We start from the raw sequence: 16559 nt of genomic DNA, 5'->3' as shown, positions 1-16559 counted from the left end.
CTTGGCGAGCCCCTCCGTGCTCTCGACCGCGATCGCGACGTCTACCGCCAAGACGGTGCCGGTCCGCGGGTCGAGGATGGTGGTGTACCGCTGCGCCACCACGTCATCGGTACCGAACTCGTCGGTGAAGCCCTCGCTCTTTGTGAAGGTGACCTCGATTCCCGTCCGTCCCAGAGGGTCGGTGATCGAGCCGCGCACCTTGGTCGTCGGCAGTCCGGCGAGGAGACGCAGGGTGGCTGCCCTGACCGAGGGCTTGACCGGGAGCTCCAGAAGGTGGGAGGAGGTGGAGAGGAATTCTTCGAAGCTGTCCTTGGGCTGGCTGTCCTTTCGGGTCTTCCAGTAGGTTCGCAGTTTCTCCCGGAGTTGCTCGGCGTCGCCGGGCAGCGCCGCGAGGTCGGCCAGCGTGAGTTCACCCAGCCGTCTGTCACCGAGCACGCCGCCCGGCTCGGCCGCGCGCGTGTAAACACACTGTGAGGGCTTGGACCGCAACTGGACTTTCGCCGCGCAGTCCTCCGCCATGCCGCCCGGCGTGCACACGCGCTGGACCGTGACCGGAGAACCCGCCGCTCGCCACGCACGCTCGTCGGCCTCGGTGGCGGGACGGACGAACTGCTGCCGCTGCTCCACTTGAACGGGGTCGCCGGGGTCGCGCGGTTGCCAGAGGTCGATTCGTGACGAGGACAGGACGTTGAACGTTTCGCCGCCCGCCCGGACCCTGATCAGCCCATTGTTGAGCAGCGGCCTCCGCCAATAGTCGCCGCGCTCGTCCGGCAGTTTCGCGATCTGGTCCGCCAGGCGGAGCAGGGCATCGTTGCCGCCTGGGGGCGCGAGCATCGGTGCGGGAACAGTGGTCATGTTCGACGCCAGCGTGACGACGGCCATGACGACGGCCATGACGACGGCGACCGTGGCTGCGGCCGCTCCCAGGGTCCATCCCCAGGCGAGGTCACGCCGATTCGCTCTGCCTGGTCGTACCGGCTTGTGCTGGGCGGCGGCAAGTCGGAGGCGGGCCTTCTCGACCACCTCCGCCGAGGGTGGCGGAGCGTCAGGCAGTTCTCTCGCCAGGAGTCTCAGCTCATCCATGGGTCTCCTCCAAAGGGTTGACGTCGCCGAGTGCCTTGCGGAGCTGCTTGCGGGCCCGGTTGAGCCGGGAGGCGACCGTCCCCGCTGGGATCTGAAGGGCAGCGGCGACCTCGGCGTGGCTGAGGTCGCCCAGCACGCTCAGCAGCACGACGTCGCGGTCCCCACGGTTGAGCCCGGCCAGCGCCCCCGCCAGCTTGCCGGTCAGCTGACCCGCAGCCACGCGGGCCAGGGCTGCGTCCTCGGGACTGTGCTCGGCGCGCTCAGCCGTCCGGCTGAGCGCCTTCCATCTACGGATCTCGGTACGGCGATGCCGTGCGATGAGATGGGTGGCGATGCCGTACAGCCACGGACGCACCCCGCCGCGCGAGGCGTCATAGCCACCCCGAAAGGCCGCCAGGAACACCTCTGCGGCCAGGTCGTCAGCGACGTCGTCGGATAACCGCCTGACGATGTAGCGGTGGATCTCGGTGAAGTGCGCATTGAAGATCTGCTCGAAGTCCACCCGGAGATCGGGTGGGTCGGCCAGGTCAGGTGAAACGGCCATGCAGGCGTCTCCGCTGGGTCAAGTGAACGATGGTCGCCCTTTCTTGCCCGAAGTGCCGTGATGCTTTCACGGACCGTCGCTGAGCCTCTCGCCTATGTCTGCCTGAGGCTATCCGGATCCGTTCAGGTCACCGCCTGATCAGGAGAACAGTCCTTAGGAGCGTGGGAGGCTTGAAACGGATTCTGCAATCAGCCCATCGCTGATGCTCAGTTGTCGCTGCCCTCAGGGCGGGTGTCGTCGGGCTTGCCCAACAGGCGAAACCCTCCGGGCAGGTCGGGAAGGGCGAAGGAGTAGCGGCCCAGCATGTTCACGTGGCCGTGGATGAAGGGCGAAAGGCGGGCTACATCCTCCTCGTGCACAGGGAACCCCTGGGAGCGCAGCTTGGTCAGGGCGGCGTCCATGTAGCGGGTGTTGAACAGCACCACAGCATTGAGGACCAGGCCCAGGGCGCCGAGCTGGTCTTCCATGCCTTCGGAGTAGCGCTGGTAGAGGTGGCCGCGTTTGCCGTGGAAGATCCGCCGGGCCAGGGCGTGGCGGCCTTCTTGCAGGTTGGACTGGGCCTTGATCTCGCGCCGGTAGGTCGGCTCGTCGGCCATCCGCAGGATGTGCAGGGTTTTGGGGATGCGCCCGTAGTGGGCGATCGCCTCGCCCAGGGGGGTGGACCGGCCATCGCGCGACAGCATCCGGATAACGTCGTGGGCGCGCACCGCGCCGGTGTGGATGGAGGCGACAATGCGGCAGATGTCGTCCCAGTTGCGTTCGATCTTGTCCAAGGCGATGCGTCCACGTGCGATCTGCTGCAGCGGCCCGTAGTCGGCGCGGGGGTCGATGCGCCACAGCTTCTGGTCGGGTAGATCGGCCAGCTGCGGGGCGTAGGAGAACCCGGCCAAGGTGAGCAGCCCATAGACGATGTCGCTGTAGCCGGCGGTGTCGGTGACGATCATCTCGGGGCGTTTGCCGCCGTCGCGGTCATACAGCACGTCCAGCACATACAACGAGTCGCGGGGGGGTGCCCGCCACGACCATGCCGCCCAGACCGGATGCCTGGTCATTGAGCATGTTCAGCCAGGTCGCGCCGCGGCCCCGGCCGAAGTACTTGGGGTTGGGCCGGGCGTAGATCGTGGCCGAGGGAACGACGAAGCGCATCCCATCGACCGAGGCCACCAACCCGCCGCCCCAAGATTGGGCCAGGGCGATGGCGGCCTGGGCGTCGATCAGGGTGGCGTTTGCGGCCTTATAGGTGGCCAACCGCAGATAGGTTTGATCGACGTGGGAAAGCCGGTCGCGGGTCAGCGCCTTCGCGCCGCCGATGACCGGGGTCATCCCGACGTTGCAGCCGTGCGCCACCAAGAGCGCGGCGATCGAGATCCGTAGGTCTGCCAGCCGGGCCGCCTCTCCGGTGATCGAGGTGAACGCCGCATCGGCGCCGGTCCAGGAGAACACCTCCAGCACCACCTCGGGCAGGTCCACCCGCGGCATCATCGTCTCCACCGCCGCGCGCAGCGCCACCAGGCTCGCCGGTTCGGGAACGGCTTCCAGTGCCGCCAGGTGCAGCCGACCGTCGGTGCCCATGCTGGCGCTGGTGTTGGCCGGTAGCCGTCCGGCGACCTCCCGGTAGGCCGCGTCCAAAGCCTCGGCACGCTGGGCCAGGTGCGCGCCCGCGTGCTCGGGCAGACGCAGGCTGGCCAGGACGGTGGGGCGCAACGCCTCCCAGGCCGCGCCCTGCAGCAGCTTGGCGCCCGAGTCGCCCCACTTGGAGGAGTTGATCGCGAAGATCTCCCGGCGGCGCAACAGGCGATGAAACTGCTCCAGCACGCAAAACGCGTAGGCCTTCCAGTCCACCAGCCCGGCTTCCAGATGAGGCGCGCGCAACACCAGGCGCCGCCACGAGCCCGCCGGCAAGGAGATGTCGATCTCGTCTGGGGTAACGCGCTTGCGGCCCATCAGTCCCGGCAGCGTTCGCAATGCGGCGAGCACCGGTTTGCCTTCCGCGGTGGCACCGAACTGGACCATCTCACACAGCCTGGGTAGGAAAGGCCGCACGGTGGCGAAGCGACTCACCAGCATCGCCCGCCACGCCTCATCGGCATCCGAATCGGCTGGCGGGGTGAGTTCGGTGATCGCGGCCAGTGCCGAGGTCAGCTCGCGCCGGGGCACGACTGCCTCGATCCTGGCCCACACCTCATCCACCGACGCCAGCCCTGGTCCCAGGACCTCGCCAGTAGCGATGTCGACCTGGTCGTCGGTCGCCTCGATCAGTACCCGTACCGCCTCGGCCAGCGTGGCCGAAGCACGCTCAACCCGCGGCAGGGTGCGCAGCTTCTCCTTGGACGACTCCCGCTCGGCACGCGCCAGCAGCTTGGTGGCGATCAGCAGATCCAGCAGGTCCAGGGCGTCATCGACTGAACGAGTGGTCAGGTGCACCACGGTGGCCAGCAGGGTGGCGAGCTTGCGCTCCTCGCTGTGCCGGTCGATCAGCGTTGCCTTGCCGTCCATGCCGTAGCGCCACAGCTCGGCCATCCGCCGAGGTGGAATCACCGACACGTCCATCTGCCCCACCCCCAGCGCGGCGATCTCGGCCACCCGCTCCAACGCCTTGTCCATCTGCGGACCCGACGCCTTCACCACCGGACGCCGCAATCGCTCAAGCCTGGAGATCCTTGCACCGGCGGGCACGTCCAGGAGTTCGGCCAGCACCCGGCGCTGCTCGTCGTTGAGCAGCCCGTGCAGGGTGTTCCACAACCGCGTCGTGGCCTTCTCCCGTTCCCGGGCCACCAAACGCGCCAGCCGATGCACCCCCGGCATCAGGACCGGGCGGGCGCGCAACTCGGCCGCTGCCGCGTCGAACAACGCCTTGGGACCCTCACCCGTGGTGAACGCCCGTGCCGCGATCCACTGCGCCAGTTCCGCTTCGACCTCGGCGAAGTCGACCCACCCGCCTGCCTCCTCGATCTCCCCCGCATGGCTGCGCGCGGTTCCATCACGCTGCCCATACAGCTTGATGCAGGATGCGTCGGTGATTCCCAACTGCTGGGCGAGATAGCCCACCACCTCGACAGGGACCTGGCGGGGATCGGGCAGAAATCGGCGTAAGAATCGGGCGACACCCAGTTGGACGGCGAAGCCGAGTCGGTTGTGATCCCTGCGCTTACCCTCGATCGCCGTTCGGTCAGCGTCATCCAGGAAGAAGTACTTCTCCAACTCCGTGCGTGTGGGCGCCCCCTGAAATGAGGCAAACCCCGCTGCCTGCTCATCCGACAAGAACTCGACCGGCACTGAGAACCTCCACCAGGTCTGCGACAAGACCCCCGAAGGTTCTGGTAACGATCACTGGCGGTCAAACCGGGAATCACCAGGACAAACACTTAGCGCACGATCCGGTTCCGATGTTCCTCAGACCCCGGGTTGAACACCGGCGCGTCGAGCGCGTCGTTGGAGCACGCGCTCGCGACCCGCTGCGCGGACTCCGACAGCCACGCCTGCCACTCGCGCGGGTCGGTGGGGAGTACGGCCATCTGCGTGGGCAGCTGCGTGGGGTCGGTGATGCGCCGCTCGATGATCTCTGCGACCCAGTGCTGGGTCTGGCCCACGTGCTCGACCAGGTCAGAGATGGTCCATTTCGAGGCCGTCGGCACGGCGGCGTCAGGTCCGGCCGCCGCGGCTGATTCCGCCAGACGTCGGGTGTGTTCGACGATCGCCCGCCGGGCAAGTTCCGCGTTCAGCTCGGTCATTGGATTGTCCTTCTCCGTAGGTTCGTTGTGCTGTGTATGACCAGGCGTGCCGGTCGAACTCATCGGTGATCTGTGAATCGGCGTGTCAGGCGACGTGCTGATCACCTCCTGATCCGCCGGGTCGCTCGACGAGTTGGCCTCGCTCGAACTTCGCACCGGCGCGCACGAGGGCGCCCAGATGCGGCGCGTTGACCGTTCGCCGACGGGCCTGGGCGGACTCGATCAGCTTGAACGCCATCGCGACACCGGCGGCTCGTGAGCCGGATCCCTTGGTGACCCGCTGCCGGAGCCTGACGGTGGCGAAGGTGGACTCGACCGGGTTGGTGGTGCGCAGGTGGATCCGATGCTCGGCTGGGTAGTCGTAGAACGCCAGCAGCTCGTCGAGGTCATCGGTGATCTTAGCGACCGCCCTGGGCCATTTGGCGCCGTACTGGATCGGACTGCACGACGGCTCCACCAGCGGCGCCCAGACGTGGTCACCGGCCGCCTTCTGGTTGGGGTGAGTTGAGCCGTGGCAACACGACGAAGCCCGCGGTGGCGGGCTTCGTCTGACGGCTTCTAGTCTTCCTGGCTGGTGTCCGGCCCCGGTCAACGTCGCGCCGTGATCTTCCCTCCACGTCTTTCTCGCGGGACAGCCCCCGCCGAGCGGGGAAGCACCGGCCGCTGTGAGTGCCCGGTGACCTCATTGACAGACTGGTCGTGGGGTTGCTGAAAGGGGTGAGCCCGAATGGATGTTCGCCTGGTCACCGACGGAGGAATCGAGGATCGTCCCATCGAGGAGCTGCCGGAGCTGCTCGGCGATGCGGACAACCTGGTCTGGGTGGACATTCCCAGCTGCGACGAGGAGGCCGTGAGCGTTCTGGCGGAGGTGTTCTGCTTCCATCCGATGGCGGTCCGGGCCTGCTTCGAGCGCAACCGCGTACCCAAGGTGCATGCCTATCCGGACCATGTTTTTGTCATCCTGCACGCCCCCGAACGGGGCGAGCGCGGCCACGTGCACTACATCGAGCTCGACCAGTTCGTCGGCCGGAACTATCTGGTGACCGTCCACGGACCGATCAACCCGGCGGTCGAGCCGGAGGTCGCCCTGCGTGAGACCAGCGCGATCCTCAAACGGATCAAGGCGGGCCGCCTCCGTCCCGCCACCCCGTTCGAGCTGTCGTACGCGATCGTCTCCGCCCTGACCCGCCACCATGAGGCCTACATCGAGACGATGACCGGTGACGTGTGGCGGCTGGAGCAACGGGTCACGGGTGGGCAGGTCGACAATCCCGAGGAGTTTCTCGACGAGCTGTTCCGGGTCCGCCACGGGCTGCTCGCCGTACGGACCATGGGTGCGCTGAGCGGCGCGATCTACGGGAGGATGACCTCCCTCACCCGCATCTCCCCCGGCGGTCAGCGGCTGGTCGTCGACATCGCGGACCAGTTCGACCGGGTCCGCATCGTGGCCGACGGCGAACGGGAGTATCTCCAGGGGGTGATCGAGTTTTACCAGAGCGTCCTCACCGTCAAGGCCACGCTGGTCGGCCAGGCGCAGAACGAGGAGGTCAAGCGCCTGACGGAGGCCAGCTACGCCCAGAACGAGCAGGTCAAGAAGATCTCCGCGTGGGCGGCGATCTTCTTTGCCCCCACTCTCATCGGCACCGTGTACGGCATGAACTTCGATCACATGCCGGAACTGCACTGGGTCGCCGGTTACCCGGCCGCGCTGGCACTGATGGTGCTGGTGGCCGTCGCGCTCTACGTCATGTTCCGGCGGCGGGGGTGGCTGTGAGTGCCGGCTTCCGGGCCGTGTACGTCCTGACCGCCACGCCGGTCAGTCCCGGCCGCCACGCCGGTCGGCGAGCTGGTGCGCCGCCGGGCCGTACCCGATCCCGCCGGGTGCGGCCGCGCGAGGAGTCAGAAGTCGAAGGATTCCAGGTAGATGCGGCGGTTGGGGACGCCCGCGCGGCGCAGGGCCTGACGCGCCGCGGTCGTCATGCCGGTGGGCCCGCACAGGTAGACGTCGTGGACGGCCAATCCGGGGATCAGGGTCCGCAGGGCGCGTCCGGTCAGGGGCACGCTCCGCCCGCCGGATGATCCGGACAGCTCGTCGACGGTGTAGTGCACCGTGGCGCCGCGCATGAGGGCGATGGCGTCCAGCTCGCCGCGCAGGATCAGCTCCTCGTCACGGCGTGCCATGTAGACCAGGGTCACCTGGCCGGGCAGCGTCTCGAAGAGGGCGCGCAGCGGGCTGATTCCCACGCCGCCGCCGACCAGCAGCACCTGCGGCCTGCGGCGGCGCGCGGCGGTGAGGGCCCCGTAGGGACCCTCGGCCCACACGCGGGTGCCGGGCCGCAGCCGGGCCAGCGCGCGGCTGTGATCTCCGACCCCCTTGACGGTGATCCGCAGGAAGCGCCCGTTGGCGGGGGCCGACAGCGAGTAGGGATTGGCCGTCCACCACATGCCGGGGGCCAGGAAGCGCCAGCGGAAGAACTGGCCGGGCTCGGCGCCCAGCTCGTCGAGGTGGTCACCGGTCAGGTAGACCGACACCACGGCGGGCGACTCCCTGCGGATCTCGGCGACCCGTAGCCGGTGGCGCAGGGCACGGCGGAGAGGGGTGAGGAAGCGGTACCAGATCAGCAGGGCGACGACCGACACGTACAGCGCCTGCCAGAGCAAACTCATGACCGCGCTGCCCGCGAAGTCCGGCCCGGTGAGCTGGTGGGCGAACGCGAGGAAGACCGCGCCGTAGGTGATGAAGTGCAGGTAGTGCCAGGTCTCGTAGCGCATCCGGCGTCGTGCCTCGCGCACCGAGATGATCGCGACACCGATCAGCAGCAGGAGGCCGACGGCCGCCTCCAGCATCGCCGGTCCGTTCAGGAGCAGGCCCGCGGTCCCCTCCAGCACGCCGGTGCCGGAGCGCGCGACGTAGGCCGCCGTGGCGAACAGCATGTGCGTCACCGACAGGACGATGGTGTAACGGCCGGCCGTCGCGTGCCAGCGGGCCAGCCGGTCGGTCCCGACCCCGTGATCCAGGGCGGGGACGCGGGCCACCAGTCCCAGCAGGATGGCGCAGGCGTACCCCGCGAGCAGGCCGGTGAGCCTGCCCACCCAGCCCGCCCATCCGGCGAACCCGGCGACGGAGGTCACGTCGGCCCAGCACGTCGCGGTCGCCGCGGCGGCTCCGGCGTAGATCAGGATCAGCACCAGGGCCGGGTTCGCCCGCCGTGCGGGGTGACGTCCGGGGGCTCCGCGCCGCGCGCGGGGTCGCGTTCCCGAAACGGGCGCGGCGCTACTCAAGGTTCCAGCTGGGTGAGCTGGGCGGTGTGGGCCTTCTCCAGGGTCGCGGCGAAGGCCTTGGTGTCCTGGTCTGCGCCCGATTTCTGTTCGCCGCGTGCCACCAGGGCGGACTGCGTGAGGTATTCACGCGCGTCCTTCGTGAAGAGCCGGTCGAACGCGGCGCCTTCGGCCCGGTTCAGGAGGGCGAAGTCGGCGGGGATCACCATGCCCGGTATGTCGTGCCCTTCGTGTTCGTTGCTCTCCGGCACGCCGGACCGCCGCAGCAGGTCGCGCAGTTGCTGGAGGGTCGTACGGCGGTCGGCGACGTTGTCCGCGGCGAACCGCGTGAGCCGCGGGTTCGAGGTCTTCGCGGGAGCCAGCTCCAGCAGGCGTTGCGCCTGATCGGTCATCGGGATCATCAGCTGCAGCCACGCGATATCGGTGGCGTTGTACGAGCCCGGCGCGGCGCCGGTCGGTGCGGTGCCGGTCGTGCCGGCCGGTGCGGAGATCGTGGCCTGGCCTCCCGGCGGGGGCAGGTGGCTCCCGGCCGTATGCTCCGCCGGCCCGACGGCGACGCACCGCGCGACCAGGACGACGGTGAGTATCACGAGCACCGGTACGCCGATGGTGGCCGCCTTCATGTCGTTCCTCTCACCCGGGTCGTTTCGGGAGGGCGGGAGGCGAGGCCCGCGGCCGCGGGCCTCGCCTCGGGTGAAACGCTGCCGCTCAGGAGCGGCCGCCGGTGCGGGGGGTGCCGCCCCAAAGGGGGGCCACCGGCGTTCTTGGGGGGTGCCGGCGGTCCCTCCCAGAGGTGCCGCCCTGGGAGGGGCCGCCGGCTTTTTCAGGGTGGTCTTACCGGAAATCTGGACAAACCGAGCAGAGTGCGCCGGGTTCTCCGTGCCGGCACGAGATCGTCTCCGTGCCGGCACGACGCCGCGCGCCGGTGACGGAAGCCTTCACCGGACGCGCGACGGTCAGCTGGCGGCCTGGAAGGCGCGGCCCGCCGGGGTCGCGACCCCGTTGCTGTGGAAAAGCCCGCTGTTCGGCTCGGTGTCGGAGGAGGGCAGGCCGAACCACGCGTAACGCTGCACGAACGGCAGGGAGGCCAGCATCTTGGTGGAGGCGGTGACGAAGGCGGCCTGCTGCGCGTCGGTCGGGAACCGGACGCCCTTCGAGAAGTCGATCAGGGCGTACTCGGTGAGCCAGATCGGCTTGTGGTAGCGGTCGTACACGGCCTGCAGGTAGGACTTGAGCTGGCCGACCGCGTTCGTGGTGTTGAAGTCCCCGCCGTACCAGTGCAGGGGGATGAAGTCGACGCGGTAGCCGCGCTGGGCCGCACCGGACATGAACCGGTCCAGCCAGCCGCCGGCTCTGTCCCCGCCGTAGGCGACGGCGGGAGCGCCGAGCTTCTGGCCGGTCGCCGTCAGCTTCGGCCACAGCGACAGCGCCTTGTCCACGGTCATGTTGGACTGCTCGGCCATGTCCGGCTCGTTGAAGCCGAGCAGGTACGGTCCGGCGCTCTTCGCCTGGGCGAGGTTCGCGTCGGTGACGCTGGCCGCACCCCAGATCATCGGGACGAACTCAGTCGACGCCGGGGCGGTGATGCCGTTGTGGTTCGTCGACCAGGTGTAGTACCAGTTCGCGCCGGAGCTGGCGAGCGCCGCGCTGACGCCGGACATCTGCCACACGCCCACCCCCTTCTTGCCGGAGGACTCCGCCGGGACCTCGGGCTTGGTCGGGGTCGTGCTGGGCGCGGGCTTGGTCGGGGTCGTGCTGGGCGCGGGCTTGGTGGGCGTGCTGCTCGGGCTGGAGCTCGGCGCCGGCTTGGTCGGGGTCGTGCTGGGCACGGGGGTGGTCGATCCGGTGCCGAAGACCTGGAACTCCCACAGCGAGACGCCGTACCGGCTGGAGCGCTTGGTCGCGTAGAGGCGCACGTAGCGGCCGGTGGCCGACACGTTGAGGGTCTGCACGCCGCCCTTGCCGGCGGTCGTGGTGTGGATCGTCTTCCACTGGCCGCCGCCGGTGGAGGTCTGGATCTGGAACGCGGTGGCGTACGCGTTCTCCCAGTTCAGCACGATCTTCTTGATCGCGGTGGACCTGCCCAGGTCGACCTGGAGCGACTGCGGGTCCCTGAAGGCGCTGGACCAGCGGGTGTTGCTCTTGCCGTCGACCGCGGCCGAGGCCGACAGGTCGCCTCTCTCCGACGAGGAGGCGGTGGCCGGACGGCCCTGCGAGAGGGGAACTTCGGCCGCGCCGGCCGGGGAGGCTCCGTTGAGAACGGAGGCGCCCAGGACGGCTGCGAAGGCGCCCGCGAGCGCGATGCGACGGACCTGCCGTCCGCCTCTGCGACCCGGCGCGGTGGTACGCGGAACAGTCTCACTCATGATGGATGAGGTCCTTCGTACGAGGGAGTTGGGGGTTGAACGTCGACGGCGTCCCGGACGGGCCGGAGCACGGCCCGTCTGACCGGCCGGGGTGCGGCCTGTCTGTCAGCGGACATGCGTTGCCGTCGGGAGCGGATGGTGGTGCCGAGGACCGCGCAGAAGGCGACGACGCGGCGGCATCATTCGGACGGGGTGGGGAGGGCCGGCGCGAAGAATCGCTGCCGTGATCGGCAGCACCGCCAGGACCAGGGCATACGGCTCCCGTGGCGGGCCGGCCGTCTGCCTCCTTGTTGCCATCGTCGCGTGCCTCTCCTATCGTCGCGTCCGGCGTCGGACGCACGTGCTCCTGTTACAGGAGACCGGTAGGCGGGCTGGAGATAACAGAAACTTGGGACAAGCCAGGAAAATTAAGAAATTTCATGATGAAGAGCGCCGTGGATTTCCGCCGTCCACCAGCCGCTCACCGGCTTCCCGCCCGGAGGAGAGACCGCCGGTCTTCCGTTTCGGGGAGATTTATCCAGCCCGTTATGGAGAGAATCGTCCAGATCCGACGCACCGGACGGCCCAGAGACGACCGACAGGAAGCGGAGTTGGATGCACGGGACCAGTAGGGACGGACCTGACACAGCGCTGGTGGTCGCCGCGCGCGAGGGAGACCAGCGGGCACTCGACGTCCTGGTGGCCGACTCCCTCCCGCTCGTCTACAACATCGTCGGACGGGCGCTGAACGGGCACACCGACGTCGACGACGTGGTCCAGGAGACGCTGCTCAAGGTCGTCCGATCCCTGCCCGGCCTGCGGGCCCCGGAGTCGTACCGGTCCTGGCTGGTGGCCATCGCCGTCCGCCAGGTGCGCGACCACGAGCAGGACCGCAGGAGCACGCAGAACCGCAGGGCCGATCTCGACACCGCCACCGAGATGCCGGACCCCGCCTCCGACTTCGCCGCCGTGACCATCCTCCGGCTCGGGCTCACCGAACAGCGCCGCGAGGTCGCCGAGGCCACCCGCTGGCTGGACGGCGACGACCAGGCTCTTCTCGCCCTGTGGTGGCTGGAGGAGACCGGCGAACTCGGCCGCGCCGATCTCGCCGGCGCCCTCGGCCTGTCCGGCCGCCACGCCGCCGTACGCGTCCAGCGCATGAAGGACCAGGTCCAGACCGCTCGCACCGTCGTGCGAGCGCTGCACGCCGACTCCGAGTGCCTTGAGCTGCGCGCCCTCACCGAAAACTGGAACGGCGTGCCCAGCCCGCTGTGGCGCAAGCGCTTCGCCCGGCACCTCCGTGGCTGCTCCGTCTGCGGGCGGCGCACCGCCGGCCTGCTGCCCATCGACCGCCTGCTCAGCGGCCTGCCCCTGCTGCCCCTGCCCCTCGGTTTTGTCCTGGACCACTTCCAGGCCGTCCCCGCGACCACCGACGCGGCCTGGCACCTCGCCTCGCACGTCCTTCCCGGGCAGAGCGGCGCCTCCACGGGGGCTCCCGCCCTTCCTCCGCCGGAGCCGAGTGGCCTGCTGTCCTCCCTGTCCCCCGGCACGGTCGCCGGGTCCGCGGCGGCCGGGGTGGCGGCCATCGTCGTCGGCGTCCTGGTGACCGGGCATCTCATCGCCCCGCCCCCCGTCTCGGTGGCGGAGCCCGGCGTGACCCCCCGGACGGTCTCGACGGCGCCGCCGTCACGGCCTCCGTTGACACACGTCACGCCCCGGAGCTCCCCGTCTCCCACCCCCAGCCCCAGTCTCACGGCGCCCAGCCGGAAGAAGACCTCCGCCGCGCCCGAATCGGCCCCGGCGGCCCCCGTCGTGGCGACCTCCGCGAAGAAGGGGGTGAGCGTGTGGAAGATGTCCGGCCTCAGCACGGCGCTCGCCAAGTCCGGCGCGAGCTGGTACTACACGTGGGACACCCACCACGACGGCATCACCGTGCCCAAGAAGATCGAGTTCGTCCCCATGGTGTGGGGCTCCGGCAGCGTCAAGGCCGAGAAGCTCGCCCAGGCGAAGAGCGCGGGCCCGTACCTGCTCAGTTTCAACGAGCCGGACATGCCCTCCCAGGCCAACATGTCCGTGGAGCAGGCGCTGTCGCTGTGGCCGCGGCTCATGGAGACCGGCCAGAAGATCGGCAGTCCCGCCGTCGCCTTCGACGCGGACAAACCCGAGGGCTGGCTGGGCCGCTTCATGTCCGGAGCGGAGCAGCGGAACTACCGCGTCGACTTCATCGTGTTGCACTGGTACGGCCACGACTTCCGCACCGCGGCCGCGGTCGGCCAGCTCAGGTCCTACATACAGGCCGTGCATGAGCGCTACCGCAAGCCGATCTGGCTCACCGAGTACGCCCTGACCGACTTCTCGAACGGCACCCGCTATCCCAGCGACGCGCAGCAGGCCGCCTTCCTCACCGCCTCCACCAAGATGCTGGCCTCCCTGCCGTACGTGCAGCGCTACGCGTGGTTCGGCCTGCCCGCCTCCGACACCGAGCCGAGCAGCGGCCTGTTCCACGGCAACGGGGACGCGACCCTGACGGGCCGCGCCTTCCAGGCGGCCCGCTGACCCAGAGCCCGCAGGTGAACCTCCCCCTCACCTGGCCCAAGAGTCGATCTTGACGTTGCAATTAGCTGCATAAACGGCGAAACTTCACATGCTCTGGCGGCAGGTTCCACCAGAGATCTATCAGCACGGTGCTGAGGGGCTTCCTGCCTGTCACAGCCGATGGGGGGTTCCCTCGTGTCCGCTTACATTCCGGGGCGTTTCGACGCAGCAGGTTCGGCACCGCTGCTCGGACGGCGAGAGGAGTGCCTGGCGCTCGACCGGCTCGTCGAGACCGTCGGTGAGGGACTGAGCGGGGCCCTGGTGCTGGTCGGCGAGGCCGGGATCGGAAAGACGCGGCTCCTGGAGTACGCGGCCGCCGCCGCCTCCGAGCTCCAGATCGCGCGCGTCGCCGGGGTGGAGTCGGAGACGCAGCTCGGTTTCGCGGCCCTGCACCGCCTGCTGCTGCCCTTCCTCGACCGGGTGGACCGGTTGCCCGCCCCGCAGCGTGACGCCCTGGGCTCCGCGTTCGGCCTCGTCGCCGGCCCGCCCGCCGATCGCTTCCTCGTCGGGCTGGCCACCCTCACCCTGCTCGCGGACGTCGCCGGCGTGCGACCGCTGATGTGCCTGGTCGACGACGCGCAGTGGCTGGACAGGGAGTCGCTGGAGGTGCTCGCCTTCGCCGGGCGCCGGCTGCACGCGGACGGCGTCGGGCTACTGCTCACCGTCAGGGACGAGCCGGCCGGCACCCTGGCGCTCGGCGGGCTGCCCACGTTCCACCTCGCCGGTCTGGCCGAGACGGACGCCCTCCGGTTGCTGACCGCCGTCGCCGGACGGCTCGGCCCCCAGGTGGTCGAGCGGATCATCACCGAGACCCGGGGCAACCCCCTCGCGATGGTCGAGCTGGCGGACGAGCATCTCGCCGGCGGGTCCCTGCTGCCCGGGCCGCTGCCGGTGGGCCGACGCATGGAGGAGCACTTCCTGCGTCAGGTCCGCGCCATGCCGGCGGAGACGCAGTCGTTGCTGCTCGTCGCCTCCGTCGTACCGCCGGACGACCCCGCGCTGCTGTGGCGGGCCACCGCGCTTCTCGGCCTGTCGCCCGAGGCGGCGGACATCGCCGTGTCGGAGGGCATCCTCTCGCTCCAGAGCGGTCTCGCCTTCCGCCACCCCCTCATCCGTTCGGCGGTCTACACGGGCGCGCGGGCGGCGGATCGGCGGCGCGTGCACGAGGCCCTCGCCGCCGTGATCGACCCCGACCGTGATCCGGACCGCCGGGCGTGGCACCTCGCCTCGGCGACCGTCGGCATCGACGAGGACGTCGCGGCGGAGCTCGAACGCGCGTCCGAGCGGGCCCGGAGCCGCGGCGGCTACTCGGCGCAGGGAGCCTTCCTCCTGCGGGCCGCGGAGCTGACCCCCGATCCCGAGCGTCGCGCCGGCCGGCTGTTCGCCTCCGCCGGGGCGCACCTCGTCGCCGGTGATCCAGTTGTCGCGCAGTCCCTGCTGGAACGGGCCGTACCCGGGCTCAACGCCCCCGAGATGCGTGCGGGGGCGCAGCAGCTGCGGGCGGCGATCGAGATGTTCTTCGCCCGGGTGACGGCGGTGCCGTCGATCCTGCTGGAGGCGGCCGCGACGATCGGCCCGCTCGACGAGCGAACGGTCAGGGGCATGCTGTTCCAGGCGCTCGAGGCCGCGATGGTCGCCCGCCGCTACACCATCGGCACGACGCTCGTCGAGGTGGCGCGCACCGCGCTCAAGGCGCCCCTGTCCCCCTCCGCGCGCGCGACGATTCCCGACCTGCTGCTGGACGCGTTCGCGACGCGCATCGCCGTCGGATATCTGCCGGCGGTGCCGCTGATGCGCGCGGCGATCACGGCCCTGCGTACCGACGAAGATCTCGTCGAGGCGGGCATGCCCCTGGCCGTCCTGGGCTGGATGGCGACGGTCGACCTCTGGGACGACGAGGGACTTCGAGCGGTGATCGAGCGCCTCGACACCTTCGACCGGGACCAGGGTGCGCTGCACGCGCTCCGGTCCACCCTTCTGGACCTGGCCTCCGTCGAGCTGCTGGCAGGCCGGTTCGGAGACGCGGAGGCACACCACACCGAGTCGACCGAGATCGCCACGGCGGTCGGGATGGCGGCCGACCAGCCGATCTACCAGGTGGAGTTGCTGGCATGGCAGGGGCGCGAGGCGGAGACGCGCGCGGCGGTGGACACCGTGATGGGCGGATGGGCCGAGCAGCGAGGGAGCGCGTCGACGGCCAACCACGTGCTCCTCGCGCTCACCGTGCTCGAACTCAGCCTCGGCCGCTACCACGAGGCGCTCGCCTGCGCCCTTCGCGTCTATGACGACGACGAGCCCGGGACGGGCAGCCTGATCCTGCCCAACCTCGTCGAGGCGGGCGTGCGCGCCGGGGATCGGTCCGCCGCGTCCGCCGCCCTCGCGCGTCTGTCCGAGCGGGCGCCGGCCAGCGGCACGTCATGGGCCTTGGGCATGCTCGCCAGATCCCGCGCGTTGATGGCCGACGACGACCACGCCGAGGCCCTCTACGACGAGTCCGTCGAGCACCTCGGCCGTACGACGGTCGCCACCGAGCTCGCCCGGGCCCACCTGCTCTACGGCGAGTGGCTGCGCCGGAGGGGACGCCGCTCGGACGCCCGCGACCGGCTGCGGATCGCGCACGACCTGTTCGCCACCATGGGCGCCACCGCCTTCGCGGAGCGGGCGCGTACCGAACTCCTCGCCACCGGCGAACGCGCCCGTAAACGGACGGAGCAGACCGACCACCACCTGACGCCTCAGGAGACGCAGGTCGCCGGTCTCGCCGCCGGGGGCGCGACGAACGCGGAGATCGCCACCAGGCTCTTCATCACCGCCTCGACCGTCGAATATCACCTCAACAAGGTCTTCCGGAAGCTCGACATCACCTCCCGGCGCCAGCTCGCCCGGACACTGCACGGCGAACCCACCTCGGGAAACACCTGACCTCGGACCCACTCGTCCGGAAGGAGCGTTGCCATCACAGGATCGCCCAGCTTCGCGGAG

At 69.9% G+C, this 16559-nt stretch carries 9 protein-coding genes and 2 pseudogenes; 3 read left to right on the top strand and 8 right to left on the bottom strand.

The window, feature by feature from the left end:
• The 5 genes and pseudogenes from CHC08_RS34010 to CHC08_RS33990 all read right to left on the bottom strand — a co-directional run.
• A partial coding sequence (locus CHC08_RS34010) for a CU044_5270 family protein (protein WP_089211480.1) occupies nt 1–1083 on the bottom strand: 1083 nt, incomplete at its 3' end.
• A complete protein-coding gene (locus CHC08_RS34005) occupies nt 1076–1627 on the bottom strand; it encodes an RNA polymerase sigma factor (protein WP_089211479.1) in 552 nt (183 codons plus the stop codon). The genes CHC08_RS34010 and CHC08_RS34005, both read right to left, overlap by 8 nt.
• Before the next feature lie 206 nt (nt 1628–1833).
• Nucleotides 1834–4903, bottom strand: a pseudogene (locus CHC08_RS34000) (Tn3 family transposase).
• Between the two features lie 89 nt (nt 4904–4992).
• Complete coding sequence (locus CHC08_RS33995) at nt 4993–5358, bottom strand: maleylpyruvate isomerase N-terminal domain-containing protein (protein WP_218825620.1); 366 nt, start codon at nt 5356–5358, stop codon at nt 4993–4995.
• A gap of 85 nt (nt 5359–5443) precedes the next feature.
• Nucleotides 5444–5791, bottom strand: a pseudogene (locus tag CHC08_RS33990) (transposase); the annotation flags it as partial.
• A gap of 294 nt (nt 5792–6085) precedes the next feature.
• On the opposite strand from CHC08_RS33990, the gene CHC08_RS33985 reads away from it, so the two are divergent.
• Nucleotides 6086–7132 (top strand): magnesium transporter CorA family protein, encoded by a 1047-nt coding sequence (locus tag CHC08_RS33985; RefSeq protein WP_089211478.1) that lies wholly within the window; start codon nt 6086–6088, stop codon nt 7130–7132.
• A gap of 125 nt (nt 7133–7257) precedes the next feature.
• Here CHC08_RS33985 and CHC08_RS33980 read toward each other — a convergent pair whose 3' ends face one another.
• The 3 genes from CHC08_RS33980 to CHC08_RS33970 all read right to left on the bottom strand — a co-directional run bounded on the left by CHC08_RS33980 (nt 7258) and on the right by CHC08_RS33970 (nt 11003).
• The gene (locus CHC08_RS33980) at nt 7258–8547 is read right to left on the bottom strand and encodes a ferredoxin reductase family protein (RefSeq protein ID WP_245878724.1); all 1290 of its coding nucleotides are present in this window, start codon (nt 8545–8547) and stop codon (nt 7258–7260) included.
• 89 nt (nt 8548–8636) lie between these two features.
• Nucleotides 8637–9260, bottom strand: a complete 624-nt coding sequence (locus CHC08_RS33975) for a DUF305 domain-containing protein (protein WP_089211476.1) — start codon at nt 9258–9260, stop codon at nt 8637–8639.
• Nucleotides 9261–9593: 333 nt separating this feature from the next.
• Entirely contained in the window at nt 9594–11003 is a 1410-nt protein-coding gene (locus CHC08_RS33970; protein ID WP_089211475.1) for a glycosyl hydrolase, read from the bottom strand.
• 594 nt (nt 11004–11597) lie between these two features.
• On the opposite strand from CHC08_RS33970, the gene CHC08_RS33965 reads away from it, so the two are divergent.
• Together CHC08_RS33965 and CHC08_RS33960 are read left to right on the top strand one after the other, a co-directional pair.
• The gene (locus CHC08_RS33965; protein WP_089211474.1) at nt 11598–13538 is read left to right on the top strand and encodes a sigma-70 family RNA polymerase sigma factor; all 1941 of its coding nucleotides are present in this window, start codon (nt 11598–11600) and stop codon (nt 13536–13538) included.
• A 174-nt stretch (nt 13539–13712) separates the two neighbouring features.
• A complete protein-coding gene (locus tag CHC08_RS33960) occupies nt 13713–16499 on the top strand; it encodes an ATP-binding protein (protein ID WP_218825619.1) in 2787 nt (928 codons plus the stop codon).
• The last annotated feature ends 60 nt before the right edge of the window (nt 16500–16559 follow it).

Source organism: Streptosporangium subroseum, assembly GCF_900188345.1.
Lineage (GTDB): Bacteria > Actinomycetota > Actinomycetes > Streptosporangiales > Streptosporangiaceae > Streptosporangium > Streptosporangium subroseum.
The sequence above is the reverse complement of the archived record's forward strand: the minus strand, read 5'-3'. Positions and strand labels throughout refer to the sequence as shown.